The organism is Streptomyces sp. NPDC059037 (assembly GCF_042740015.1).
Lineage (GTDB): Bacteria > Actinomycetota > Actinomycetes > Streptomycetales > Streptomycetaceae > Streptomyces.
Map to the genome: position 1 here is coordinate 61,659 of NZ_JBHYIG010000001.1, position 12,684 is coordinate 74,342.

Annotated in this window: 12 protein-coding genes; 7 read left to right on the forward strand and 5 right to left on the reverse strand. The window is 72.2% G+C overall.

Going from position 1 to position 12,684, the window contains the following annotated elements; genetic code table 11:
- A partial coding sequence (locus ACFWY6_RS00300) for a hypothetical protein (protein WP_384684311.1) occupies positions 1–2,340 on the reverse strand: 2,340 nt, incomplete at its 3' end.
- Between the two features lie 325 nt (positions 2,341–2,665).
- On the opposite strand from ACFWY6_RS00300, the gene ACFWY6_RS00305 reads away from it, so the two are divergent.
- Both ACFWY6_RS00305 and ACFWY6_RS00310 read left to right on the forward strand, forming a co-directional pair.
- The gene (locus tag ACFWY6_RS00305; RefSeq protein ID WP_384684314.1) at positions 2,666–3,517 is read left to right on the forward strand and encodes a DeoR/GlpR family DNA-binding transcription regulator; all 852 of its coding nucleotides are present in this window, start codon (positions 2,666–2,668) and stop codon (positions 3,515–3,517) included.
- A gap of 64 nt (positions 3,518–3,581) precedes the next feature.
- On the forward strand, positions 3,582–4,061 hold the full coding sequence (locus tag ACFWY6_RS00310) for an SRPBCC family protein (RefSeq protein WP_384684316.1): 480 nt from the start codon (positions 3,582–3,584) through the stop codon (positions 4,059–4,061).
- A 108-nt stretch (positions 4,062–4,169) separates the two neighbouring features.
- Here ACFWY6_RS00310 and ACFWY6_RS00315 read toward each other — a convergent pair whose 3' ends face one another.
- The gene (locus ACFWY6_RS00315) at positions 4,170–5,264 is read right to left on the reverse strand and encodes a PLP-dependent cysteine synthase family protein (RefSeq protein ID WP_384684462.1); all 1,095 of its coding nucleotides are present in this window, start codon (positions 5,262–5,264) and stop codon (positions 4,170–4,172) included.
- A gap of 338 nt (positions 5,265–5,602) precedes the next feature.
- Here ACFWY6_RS00315 and ACFWY6_RS00320 point away from each other — a divergent pair, with 338 nt between their 5' ends.
- Entirely contained in the window at positions 5,603–5,932 is a 330-nt protein-coding gene (locus ACFWY6_RS00320; RefSeq protein ID WP_384684319.1) for a hypothetical protein, read from the forward strand.
- Positions 5,933–6,133: 201 nt separating this feature from the next.
- Positions 6,134–6,667, forward strand: coding sequence for an ATP-binding protein (locus ACFWY6_RS00325; RefSeq protein ID WP_384684322.1), 534 nt, complete (start codon positions 6,134–6,136; stop codon positions 6,665–6,667).
- A 38-nt stretch (positions 6,668–6,705) separates the two neighbouring features.
- Here ACFWY6_RS00325 and ACFWY6_RS00330 read toward each other — a convergent pair whose 3' ends face one another.
- From ACFWY6_RS00330 to ACFWY6_RS00340, 3 genes are read right to left on the reverse strand one after another with little or no spacing between them, the layout of a single operon-like run.
- Complete coding sequence (locus ACFWY6_RS00330; protein ID WP_384684465.1) at positions 6,706–9,267, reverse strand: ABC transporter permease; 2,562 nt, start codon at positions 9,265–9,267, stop codon at positions 6,706–6,708.
- 5 nt (positions 9,268–9,272) lie between these two features.
- Entirely contained in the window at positions 9,273–10,094 is an 822-nt protein-coding gene (locus ACFWY6_RS00335) for an ABC transporter ATP-binding protein (RefSeq protein WP_384684325.1), read from the reverse strand.
- Positions 10,091–10,390, reverse strand: coding sequence for an SHOCT domain-containing protein (locus ACFWY6_RS00340; RefSeq protein ID WP_384684328.1), 300 nt, complete (start codon positions 10,388–10,390; stop codon positions 10,091–10,093). The genes ACFWY6_RS00335 and ACFWY6_RS00340 overlap by 4 nt, the downstream gene beginning before the upstream one ends.
- Before the next feature lie 196 nt (positions 10,391–10,586).
- Between ACFWY6_RS00340 and ACFWY6_RS00345 the strand changes: the two genes are divergently transcribed.
- The 3 genes from ACFWY6_RS00345 to ACFWY6_RS00355 are packed head-to-tail and all read left to right on the forward strand — an operon-like array spanning position 10,587 to position 12,678.
- Complete coding sequence (locus tag ACFWY6_RS00345; RefSeq protein ID WP_384684331.1) at positions 10,587–11,174, forward strand: TetR/AcrR family transcriptional regulator; 588 nt, start codon at positions 10,587–10,589, stop codon at positions 11,172–11,174.
- 2 nt (positions 11,175–11,176) lie between these two features.
- Positions 11,177–11,761: a DUF4865 family protein gene (locus ACFWY6_RS00350; RefSeq protein ID WP_384684334.1), complete on the forward strand. Its 585-nt coding sequence runs from the start codon at positions 11,177–11,179 to the stop codon at positions 11,759–11,761.
- On the forward strand, positions 11,755–12,678 hold the full coding sequence (locus ACFWY6_RS00355; protein ID WP_384684337.1) for a phosphotriesterase: 924 nt from the start codon (positions 11,755–11,757) through the stop codon (positions 12,676–12,678). Before ACFWY6_RS00350 ends, ACFWY6_RS00355 begins: the two co-directional genes overlap by 7 nt.
- Positions 12,679–12,684: the final 6 nt, after the last annotated feature.

The following is a 12,684-nucleotide window of genomic DNA, read 5'->3' on the forward strand; positions in this document are numbered from 1 at the left end:
CCCACGCCCGCCGCTGTTTTTTTCTCGTTGTGGGCTGGGGGGCCGGGGCGCCCGCCGCGCGCCCGGGCCGCGCCGGCCCCCCCCCGGCTTGAGCCGGGCAAGGAGGCGGGCCCGCTCCTCGGCGAACGCCGGGTCGGCCTGGTAGTCGGAGTGGCCCAGGATCGGCGCGGGCAGCGGGTGTTCCTCGGTGCGTCCGTAGGCCAGGGGGTCCTTGAGGGCGTCGCGGTCGACCTGTGGTCCTTCGTCCTCGGGGGGTACCCGCACGGGGCCGCCGATCGGGTCGGTGGTGCGGTGCAGATTGCGCCAGCAGTCGACCTCGCGGTGCAGGGAGCTCAGCGCCGCGGGACCGAAGTGGGCCGGGAACCACCGGCCGTAGAGGCGCTCCAGGGGCGAGCCGTACGTAAGGAGGGCGACCCGTTTACGTACAGAGGGCCACAGCTGCCAGGCGGCCGCCGCGGCCAGGACGCTGCCCTGCGAGTGCCCGGAGATGACGAGCCTGCCGCCCTCGGCGCGCGTCTGGCGGGTCCAGGTGTGCATCCGCCAGGTGAGGTCGGGCACGGCGCGCTCCGCGTAGCAGGGGGGCGCGAAGGGGTGGGCGGCGCGCGGCCAGAACGTACCGACGTCCCAGAGGATGCCGATGGTCCGGCGGGCAGACGGGTCGCGGTAGGCGCGGCGGCCCCAGGTCACGAAGAGTATGAAGCCGAGGCCGATCAGCCAGGAGCCGAGCGACTGGGAGGTCTGCGCGGCCCCTTCGAAGAAGGCCGGCAGCCCCTCGGCGGCCTCCCCCGGTACCTCTTCCGTCAGCCAGGCCCCGACGAGCGCGGCGGCGCCGAGGAACAGGGTCACGGCCGATGTGATGCCGACGATCCGCGGCGCCCGGTCGGTGAGGGAGGCACGCGCGCGTGTGCTCGCGATGCGGCGGGTGCGGGCCGCGTCCTCCGGTTCGCCCGCGTAGTCGTCGGTCACCTTCGCCGTCTCGCGGCGCTTGAGCCGTACGGTGCGCGCCCCCAGCCAGCCGCAGAGCACCGCGACGACCACCAGGAGGGGCGGGATCACGGACGCCTGCCAGGTCAGCAGGACGGGCGGGCCGTCGATCGTGCCGCCGGCGCCGGGCTGCCCCGATCCGTCGAGCCAGTCGGCTACGCGCTGGGCGCCGCCGCCGGACATCACTCCGCCGAGCGCGCAGGCCAGCATGGCGACGGCGGGGCCGCCGAAGCCGCGGATCGCGGTGCGGGTGTCGGGGGCAGTGCCGTACAGGATGCGGGCGACCACGGCGAGCGCGACGACGAGGATGCCCTGGACCAGGGCGATGCCGCCGAAGGTCGCGTCGCCGGGCAGCCGGCCCTGGGAGGTCCACTCGGGGCGTGACAAGCCCGCGTACAGCAGGGTCAGGGCGAGCAGGCTGAGCGCGCCGAGCGGCAGGCGGCGGATCAGCTTCTCGTCGAGGTGCCGGTCGAGCTTGTTCTCGCTGCGGCCCCTGCGGCACACCACCCACACCACGAGGCACGCCCCCAGGACGAGCGTGCCGTCGAGGATCCAGCCGAGTACGTCCAGCAGCGCGGGGCCGCCGCCCCGCCGGTCGTGGCGTGCGGCCGAAGTGCCCACCGCGGCGGCCACCGTGAGGAAGCCCGCGGCCGTGTGCGCGGCGCGCAGCCGGGCCACGAGGCGGCGCCCGTACCAGAAGCCGGGCCTGCCGAGCGCGGTCCGGCCGGGATCCTCCTCCGGGTCGCGCTGGTGGGGCAGCGGCGTCTGGGACTCGTACGCGCTCCAGGTGCGGTGCGAGAGGTACCAGAGCAGGGCGGTGAGGGCGGTCGGCACGAGGGCGGCGAGCGCGAGGCGCCGCCCCGGCTGGGACCACCAGCCGCCGTGCCCCGAGGCGTCGGTGGCGAGGAAGCCGAGCCAGGAGCGGCCTTCGGCGCACTCGGGCGTGCCCGCGCATTGCCAGGCCGTCAGGTCGATGGCGACCTCGCAGGCGGCGGCGACGAGGAGCACGGTGAGGGTGAGTCCGGTCAGGCGTACCAGGAGGCCGTAGGTGCGGACGGTCTTCTTCCTGCGCCGCGAGGTGGGGCGCATCCAGTGCGCGAGGTTGACCACCATGAAGGGCAGCAGCAGGAGCCAGAGGGCCCGTGAGCCGTTGCCGGAGGTCAGGTTGCACCATACGTACGCCTCGGGGACCGGCTTGCCCCGGTAGTCGTCCGGGCGTCGCTCGGCGTCCTCGTCCTCGGTGCGCCGGAAGACCGCCGCGGTCGCGTCGCCGGAGACCCGCACGGTCCTGGGGTCGCCGAGCATCTCTTCCGGTGTGGTGCCCCCGACTCCGTGGACGAGGAGTTCGAGAGCCATGTCTTCTGTCGCCGGGCCTGCTGCCGCCGGGACTTCCGTTGTCGGGTCTTCTGCCGCAGAGTCTTCTGTTGTCGAGCGCTCCACTGTTCTGCATCCCCCGTTGCGCGTGGTCAGTGTCGATGCGCGTGGTCAGGACACCAGGATCTCGGCTCGTCGCCCCGTGCGCACCCCCCGTCACGTAATCTCCCCGTTCCGGGCGAGCGCGGCCGGTCGGGCGGTGGGCAGGCTGTCGTGGGCACATGCGAGGATGAGGCGGCGCGGAGGATGAGAACAGCGCATTCGACGGGCGCGACAGATGTGACGAGGCAGAGGGGCCGGACCTGACGTGAGTGAGAATCAGAACCTCCTCGCGGAGCAGCGCCGCGCCCTGATCCTCGACGAGGTACGACGCCGGGGCGGGGTCCGGGTCAATGAACTGACGCGGAAGCTCGGCGTGTCGGACATGACGGTCCGCCGCGATCTCGACGCGCTGGCCCGCCAGGGCGTCCTGGAGAAGGTGCACGGCGGCGCGGTCCCGGTGGCCGAGGCGAGCACGCACGAGCCGGGGTTCGAGGCCAAGTCGGGCCTTGAGCTGACCGCCAAGGAGGACATCGCGCGCACCGCGGCGTCCCTGGTGGCCCCGGGCACCGCGATCGCGCTCTCCGGGGGCACGACGACGTACGCGCTGGCGCACCATCTCCTGGACGTGCCGGACCTGACGGTGGTGACGAACTCGGTGCGGGTCGCGGATGTCTTCCACGCCGCGCAGCGCACCTCGGGCCAGCGCCAGGGCGCGGCCACCGTGGTCCTCACGGGCGGGGTGCGTACCCCGTCGGACTCGCTGGTGGGTCCGGTCGCCGACCAGGCGATCGGGGCGCTGCACTTCGATGTGCTCTTCCTGGGTGTGCACGGCATATCGGCCGAGGCCGGTCTGTCCACGCCGAACCTCGCGGAGGCGGAGACCAACCGGCGTCTGGTGCAGTCGGCGCGGCGCGTCATCGTGGTCGCCGACCACACCAAGTGGGGCACGGTGGGCCTCAGTTCGTTCGCGACGCTGGCGCAGGTCGACACGCTGGTGACGGATGCCGGGCTGCCCGCGGAGGCGCGGGCGGAGATCTCCGAACATCTGCGGCGCCTGGTGATCACGGGTGAGGCCGAGGAGCCCGAGGAGGGCGGCGGGTACGCCGCAGACATCTGACGGCTCATCAGCTATGGTGCCGATGGCCGGTCAACCACCCGATTCCGCTTGGGGGCTGAGTTCGATGGCACGCCGACTGAGGCCCGTGGGGCTCGAGTTCGCCGAGTCCGCACCGCTGCGTCTGGTCTTCGCCCGCGAGGTGGCCGCCGCCCCCGATGCGGTGTACGGCGCCCTCGCCGACGACGTGACGGGCTGGCCCGAGTGGTTCACCGCGGTCACCCTGTGCCGCCCCACCGGCGGCGGGGCGGGCCGCGAGGTCCGGCTCAAGGGCGGCACGCGCTTCCGGGAGACGATCGTGGCGGCCGAGCCGGCGCAGCGGTACGCCTACCGGGTCGACGAGACGAACGCGCCGGGGCTGCGCGCCCTCCTGGAGGAGTGGCAGCTCACCCCGGCCGGCACCGGCACCCGCGTGCAGTGGACCTTCGCCGCGGACGGCGCGGCTCCCTTCCGTTTCGCCATGAAGCTGGGCAGGGCGGGCATGAGCCGCGCCTTCCGCGACGCCGTGACGGCCCTGGACCGACGCCTGGCGGCGGCGAACGCCTGAGTATGTGCCCCCGAAGGGGCGCGGGGCTGCGACATGTGCGGCTCCGCCGCGGGGGCGCGACCAGCCACATCCGGCCCGCAGACAAACACCGGTCCCCCAGCGGAGCACTCAGGCCCAGGTGCCAGTCGCGAGCAGCGACTTGATGGCGGCCGCGTACGGCGTGATGTCCAGCCCCTGTTCGGCCAGCCACGCGTCCGAGTAGTACTTGTCCAGATAGCGGTCGCCCGGGTCGCAGATGAGCGTGACGACACTGCCCGTGCGTCCCGCCGCCACCATCTCGGCGACGATCTTCAGGGAGCTCCACAGGCCGGTGCCGGTCGAGCCGCCCGCCTTGCGGCCGATCGCCTGCTCCAGGGCGCGCACGGCGGCGACGCTCGCCGCGTCCGGCACCTTCATCATGCGGTCGATCGCGCCGGGCACGAAGCTCGGCTCCATGCGCGGGCGGCCGATGCCCTCGATGCGGGAGCCGCAGTCGCTGGTGGCGTCCGGGTCGTGGTGGGTCCAGCCGTCGAAGAAACAGGAGTTCTCGGGGTCGGCGACGCACAGCCGGGTGTCGTGCTGCATGTAGTGGACGTAGCGGGCGATGGTCGCCGATGTGCCGCCGGTGCCCGCCGTGGCGACGATCCACGCGGGCTCCGGATAGCGCTCCAGCCTCATCTGCTGGTAGATCGACTCGGCGATGTTGTTGTTGCCGCGCCAGTCGGTGGCCCGCTCGGCGTAGGTGAACTGGTCCATGTAGTGGCCGCCGGTCTCGACGGCGAGGGCGGCCGATTCGGCGTACATCGTGCGCGAGTCGTCCACGAAGTGGCACTGGCCGCCGTGGAATTCGATCAGTCGGCACTTCTCGGCGCTGGTCGTGCGCGGCATCACCGCGATGAAGGGCACCCCGATCAGCTTCGCGAAGTACGCCTCGGAGACGGCCGTCGAGCCGCTGGACGCCTCGATGACCGGGCGCCCCGGCCTGATCCAGCCGTTGCACAGGCCGTACAGGAAGAGGGATCGGGCCAGGCGGTGCTTGAGGCTGCCGGTCGGGTGGGTCGACTCGTCCTTCAAGTACAGGTCGATGCCCCACTGTTCCGGGAGCGGGAAGCGCAATAGGTGGGTGTCGGCCGAGCGGTTGGCGTCGGCCTGGACCTTGCGCACGGCCTCTTTGAGCCAGGCGCGGTACTCCGCGTCGCTGCGGTCGACGTCGAGCGTGGCCATCGGCTCGTCGGCTCGATCCTGCTGTGTGGTGCTCACCGCGTGGCTCCTCCGGGTCGGGCCGGCCACGCTCACAGCCGGCCGGACACCTCGATCATAAGCACCTTCCACACGCTTCTCACCTGCATAAACACACCTTTGAGCAGCTCAAAGGCACACCTGGCGCAGTTACTGGACGCGTACGCGGGGCACACTGGAGGCAGGATGCTCCGTCCTGTGCCGGCGTCTTCATACGCACTGGTGCTCGACGCCGGGTGCGTGCAGACTGCACCGCACGGGACGGCGGTCCCGTACGGAGCGACAGCCCGACAACAAACAAAAGCGCAAGGGGGCGGAACGTCATGGCGGAGCCGGAGTTCACGGCCACAGGCGTACGGATCGGGCGGCGGCTGCGCTCCCTCACCCGGGCCGGTCAAGTCCGCATCAGCGACGGCAGGTTCGAGCTGCTGACCAGTTACGGCAGGGAGATCGACAGCGCCCCCGTGCAGACGGTGCGCGCGGCCAAGCCGTGGTTCGCCGCGGACGACCGGGCACTGGCCGAACTGAACGGCACGCGCTACCGGCTCACGCTCGCCGACCACGATCCGGCGCCCGGCGCGGCGGGTCCGCCCACGGTGCGCAAGTTCATCGACGCGGTGCGCAGGGCCTCAGGCCGTCAGCCCCGGGACTGAGCGGGACCGGAGCGCACGCGGGGCAGGGTGCGAGTTGCACGCCCGCACCCCCTGAGTCACTCTGGTCACACATCACTCTGGGTTTACCGGCGATGACGCTGCGAACCAGCCCGCCGGCCACACAGCAGGCGGCAGACCACGCGGCCGCTGCTGGATCCGATCGTCGTCTTCTTCCGGACCGTAATTCGGGGAGTCGCAGCCGTGATCAGCCAGCCAAGCAGGTATTGCACGGTGGAGCTCCAGGCTCTGCCCGCGCGGATCGGCCAGGTCCGCAGAATCGTATCGGCGCAGTTGCGCTACTGGCATCTCGATCCCTTGATAGACCAGGCCGCGCTCGGTGTGACCGAGCTGCTTACCAACGTGCACCGGCACGCACAGCCGGACAAGGTGTGCACCGTGGAGATCGAGCTGCTGCTCGACCGCCTCACGGTCTCCGTGCACGACCACGACCCCCGCCTCCCCGAGGTGAACGACGCCGAGCCGTTCGAGACCTGCGGACGTGGCCTCGCCATGGTCGCCGCGGTCAGCGAGAGCTGGGGCGTACGCCCGCACGGCGAGACGGGCAAGGTCGTCTGGTTCACCCTTCCGGCCCCGTCCCAGGCGGCCGCGCTGCCCACGTACCCGGTGTACGGGGCGGCCACGGCGGGCCCGTTCGCGGACCTGGACACCGGCGCGCCGGACGCCCTGGCCGACGCGCCCGGACATGCTCCCGCCCGGTCGGCCGTTGTCGGCTGACCGGGCGGTGACAGGCCCCGCGTCCGTGACGTCGTACGTCACTCGGTGGCGATGGCACGCAGCACGTCCAGGCGTGCGGCCCGCCGCGCCGGACGCAGGCCCGCGAGGGCTCCCGCCGCCAGGCCCACCAGGGCGACCACCACGAGCTGCACCGGCGGCACCGCGAACGCGAAGGCACTGCTCGTCGCGCCGTCCGATGCCTTGACCAGGACCCAGCCGAGGAAGCCGCCGAGCGCCAGGCCGCCGGCCGTGCCGAAGGCGGCGACGAGCACCGACTCCCAGCGGACCATGGCCCGCAGCTGCGCCCTCGTCTGCCCCACGGCACGCAACAGACCGAGCTCGCGGGTACGTTCATGGATCGCGAGGGTCAGCGTGTTGGCGATGCCCAGCAGGGCGATCAGGACCGCGAGCGCGAGCAGGGCGTAGACCAGCGTGAGCATCATGTCGATGCCGCCCGCCGCGGACTGCGCGTACTCACCCCGGGTCTGTACGTCCGGATTGCCGTATTCCTGGGCGGTCTTGGAGACCGCGGCCTCGCCGTCGCTCGCGCTCACGCCGTCCTTGAACGTGACGGACACAAGACTGTCGGCGTCCTGCATGCGGTGCGGCGCCCAGGCCTCACGGGTGATGACGTAGTCCCCCGCGAGCTCCGACTGTCCGAACAGCGCACGGACGGAAAAGGTGGCCTTCTTGCCGTCGGCGAAGGCGAGTTCCGCCTTCGATCCGACCTTCAGGTCCTGCTTCTCCGCCTCGGCGCGGGTGATCGCGATGCCGTTGGTGCCGAGGCCGTCGAGCGAGCCCTCGATCGTGCCGAGGTCGAAGGACTTGGCGAAGGGGCCGGGGTCCGTGACGGTCAGCGCGCGCCCTTCCCCATTGACCTCCGCCGCGCCCTTGCCCAGGCCGACGGCGGTCTCCACCTCCGGCTGCCCGGCGAGCGCGGGGGCCAGCTTGGGGCTGAGTCCGCTGCCGCCGGCGCCGAAGCCGGGGGTGCTGATGGCGAGGTCGCCGGCGAAGGAGCGGTTCACCGTCTGGTCCATGGTGGCCTTCAGCGAGGCGCCGAAGACCGTGAAGAGCGAGACGACGGCGACGCCGATCATCAGCGCGCTCGCGGTGGCGGCGGTCCGCTTGGGGCTGCGCAGGGCGTTGCGCCGGGCGAGCCCGCCGGTGACGCCGCGCAGCCGGTCCAGGGGCCCGCCGAGAATACGTACCGCCCGCGAGGAGGCGACGGGTCCGAGGACCACGAACGCGGCGAGCGCGAGGACCGCCCCTGCCCCTGCCAGCCACACGGACGGGCTGACGAGGACGCCGAAGAGGGACAGGCCGACGGCGGTGAGCGCCAGGACCGCGCCCGTGACGGCACGCCCACGCGAGGCCCCGGAGTGGTCGACGGCCGTCTCGCGCAGCGCGGCCAGGGGTGCGGTGCGCCCGGCGCGGACGGCGGGCAGCAGGGCGGAGCCCAGGCAGACCACGATGCCGACGGCCAGGGGCAGCAGCATCGACAGGCCGCTGATCACCAAGTCGCCCTCGGGGAAGGGGAATCCGATGGCCGGGAAGAGCGCCTGGAGGCCGGCCGCGATGCCGATGCCGCCCGCGAGGCCCGCCACCGACGCCACGACGGCGACCGCGCCCGCCTCCACGAGGGTGGATGCGGTGACCTGGCGGCGCGAGGCGCCGAGCGCGCGCAGCAGCGCGTTCTCGCGGGTGCGCTGGGCGACGACGATCGCGAAGGTGTTGTGGATGCTGAAGGTGGCGACCAGGAGGGCGACACCGGAGAAGACGAGCAGGAAGCTGGTGAAGAGCGTCAGGAACTGGCCGGAGATGTTGTCGGTGTTCTCCGCCGCCGACGCCTCACCGGTGATCGCCTCAACTCCCTTGGGGAGTACGGGACTCAGCGCGTCGACGAGTTCCTGCTCGCTCACGCCGGGTCCGGCCCGCACCTGGATGGACGCCGCCTCGCCGGGCTTCGGCGTGAGGTACTTCTCCGCGTCGGCCTGCGTCATGCCGGTGAAGGTGGTCTGCGCCATGCCGTCCTCGCCACCGAAGGTCGCGAGGCCCACGATCGTCACCTTGACGGGGTCGGGGGTGCGCAGCGTGGTCGTGTCGCCGATCTTCAGGTCGCCGGACTCGGCGGCGCCGCGGTTGACGACGACCTCGCCGGACTTGGCGGGGGCGCGGCCGTCGGCCAGCTGGTAGGCGTTCAGCTTGCCGTCGGCGATCCAGTTGCCGGCGAGGGTCGGCGGGCCTTCGCCGCCGATGGGCTCGCGGTCCTTGCCCAGGAGCTGGCCCGCGCCCTGAATGCTGGGCGCGGCGGCAGCGACGCCGTCGGTCCGCTCGATCTTCTCGACCAGCGAGGTCTTGACGGGCTGCCGGGTGCCCTGGCTGTCGTCGGGGGTGGTGATGGTGTCGGCGCTGCGGACCACGGCGTCGGTGCCGCTGGTCGCGTTGCCGAACATGGTGTCGAAGCTGCCGCGCAGGGTGTCGCCCATGACGAGCGTGCCCGCCAGGAAGGCGACACCGAGCATGACCGCGAGAAACGTACCCGCGAAGCGCCGCTTGTGGCCGCGCAGCGAGGACAGGCTGATGCGCGCGGACGCGCTCAGGGAACTCATGACGGTGCCCCCTCGGTACCGGGTGCGGACGAGGTCTCCGCGGTCTTCGTGGTCTTCGCGGTCTTCGTGTCGAAGGCCTTGAGCCGGTCGAGGACCTTGTCCGCGGTCGGGGCCGCCATCCGGTCCACGAGCCGGCCGTCGGCCAGGAAGACGACCTCGTCGGCGTGGGCCGCGGCCACCGGGTCGTGGGTGACCATGACGACGGTGCGCTCCATCTGCCGTACGGCGCGGCCGAGCAGGCGCAGGACCTCCTCGCCGGAGCGCGAGTCGAGGTTGCCGGTGGGTTCGTCGGCGAAGACGACATCGGGCTGCCCGGCGAACGCCCGCGCCACGGCGACGCGTTGCTGCTGTCCGCCGGAGAGTTCGGCGGGCCGGTGGTGCAGTCGGTCGCGCAGGCCGACGACGTCGATGAGGGCGTCGGTCCACTCCTGTCCGCCGCGCCGTCCGGCCAGGTCCATCGGGAGCGTGATGTTCTCAGCGACGGTCAGCGTCGGCACCAGGTTGAAGGCCTGGAAGACGAAGCCGATGCGGTCGCGGCGCAGCAGCGTGAGACGCCGGTCGTCCAGGGCGCCGAGCTCGGTGTCGCCGATGTGGGCGGTGCCCGACGTGAGGGTGTCGAGGCCCGCGGCGCAGTGCATCAGGGTGGACTTGCCGGAGCCCGACGGGCCCATGATCGCGGTGAAGCGTCCTGCCGGGAAGCCGACGCTCACCCCGTCCAGGGCCCGTACGGCGGTGTCACCGCTGCCGTAGACCTTGACGGCCTCGGTGACACGGGCCGCGTCGAGCGTGGCGGTGCGCTGTCCGGTGGCGGTGCTCATGCCGCACCGCCCTTGGAGGTGCGGCCGAACTCCTCGTTCAGGACGGAGAGCCGCCGCCAGTACTCGTCCTCGTCGATCTCACCGGCCGCGAAGCGCCGGCCGAGCACGGCGATGGGCGACTGCTCGTCGATGCGTACGTTCGCGTCGCGGCCGTCGCGCTGCCACGGCGCGCGGCGGCCACGCCACACGGTGCGGCGCAGCAGGGTGATGCCGCCGATGACGACGGCTGCCCAGATGAGCGGGAAGAACAGGATCCACGGGCCGGGCCCGCCGTCGAAGTGAGCCAGGGTCTGCATGGTGTCCATCTCCTCGGAAGCGGATCCGCGATGTCCGCACGATGCGGTTCGCGATGTCTGTGCGATGTATCGAGATTCGCTCTCCGAGGGGGTCCGAGTCGTCGTACGGCCAGCGGCAGCTCGCGTACCACGCGGGGAGTACGAGCGGTCCCCGGCACTGCTCCCCGGGGAAGCCTGGACCTCTGTACCTACTAGTATGTACAGTGCGTTCATGAGCACTCCGGAGCGCCTGATCGAGTCCACCCGCGAGCTGCTGTGGGAGCGCGGCTACGTCGGCACCAGCCCCAAGGCCATCCAGCAGCACGCCGGGGCCGGGCAGGGCAGCATGTACCACCACTTCGCCGGGAAGCCCGACCTCGCGCTCGCCGCGATCCGGCGTACGGCCGAGGAGTTGCGCGCTGCCGCCGACGCGGTCCTGGGCGGCGAGGGATCGGCGTACGAGCGCATCGAGGCGTACCTGCTGCGCGAGCGCGACGTCCTCCGCGGGTGCCCGGTCGGCCGCCTCACGATGGACCCGGACGTGATCGCGAGCGACGAGCTGCGCGCGCCGGTCACCGAGACGCTCGACTGGCTGCGGGGGCGTCTTGCCGGAATCGTCGAAGAGGGCCAGGAACAGGGCGAGTTCGCGGCCGCGCTCGATCCGCGGGAGATCGCGGCGGCGGTCGTCGCGACGGTCCAGGGCGGCTATGTGCTGGCCCGCGCCGACGGCTCGCCCGCGGCCTTCGACACCGGCGTACGGGGCCTGCTCTCCCTCCTCCAGCTCCTCCGGACAAGGACCCGTTGACCATGCACGCGATGCAGTACGAGATCACGCTGCCGGCCGACTACGACATGGGGATCATCCGCGACCGCGTGGCCGCCAAGGGGCACCTCCTGGACGACTGTCCGGGGCTCGGTGCCAAGGCGTACCTGGTCCGCGAGCGCGGTGTCGACGACTCCCCCGTGAACCAGTACGCGCCGTTCTATCTGTGGAACACCCCCGAGGGCATGAACTCCTTCCTCTGGGGCCCCGGATTCCAGGGCATCGTCGATGACTTCGGCCGCCCCGAGGTGCAGCACTGGACGGGTCTGGCCTTCGCGGAGGGGATCGCGTCCGCCGCTCCCGCCCGCGCCGCGATACGCCGCCGGATGAGCATCCCCGACCGCACGCCCTTGGGCCCTCTGGCCGCCGAACTCGCCCACGAGGCCGAGCGGTTGGCGCGCCAGGACGGGAACATCTACGCGGCCGTGTCCATCGATCCACGCACCTGGGAGGCACTGCACTTCTCCGTCTGGGACCACGAATCTCCCAAAGGGGTGGGTGATGTATTCCAGGTGCTGCACCTGTCGGCACCGGAGCGGGACCTGCTTCCCCGGGGCCGGCAGTGGTGAGCGCGGTCCGAACGGTCCGCACGGTCCTCGGGGACGTCGCCCCCGAGTCGCTCGGCATCTGCGACGCCCATGACCACCTCTACCTGACCAGCCCTCAACTTCCTGGCCAGGAACTCGACTCGACCGCTGAGGCGGCGCGCGAACTCGGGGCGTTCCGGGCGGCGGGCGGCGGGAGCCTCGTCCAGTGGACTCCGTACGGCATGGGGCGGCACGCCGGAGACCTGCCCGAGCTGTCCCGCACGACGGGCGTACAGGTCGTCGCCGCGACGGGACTGCACCAAGCGGCGCACTACGCACCGGAGTTGCTCGCCCGACTGCGCGCCGCCGACCTCGGCGCCCTGTTCATACGGGAACTGACGCAGGGCATCGGCGACACGGGCGTGCGCGCCGGGCTCATCAAGGTCGCGGGCGGCTTCCACGGCCTGGACGCACACGCGCGCTGGACCATGGAAGCCGCGGCCGAGGCCCACCGGGCGACGGGTGCGCCCGTCGCCGTCCACCTGGAACTCGGCACCGGCGCCCTGGACGTACTCGACGTCCTGTGCGGGGAGTTGGGCGTCCCACCCGCCCGGGTGATCCTCGGCCATCTGAACCGCTCCCCCGACCTCACCGCCCACCGGGAGGCCGCGAAGGCGGGCGCGCATCTCGCCTTCGACGGCCCCTCCCGCGCCCACCACGCCACGGACTGGCGGATGCCGGACGCCGTACGCGCCCTGGCCGATGCCGGGTTCGCCGATCAGTTGCTCCTGGGCGGCGACACGACGACGGCAGGGGCGCGGTCGGTCAACGGCGGACCGGGGATGCCGCATCTGCTGCGCCGGGTGCGCCCACGCCTCCAACTCACCTCAGGAGTAGGCGTAGTGGAACAGATCCTGACGACGAACCCGGCGCGTGCGTTCGCGGTGGAGTGGACGTAACGGCAG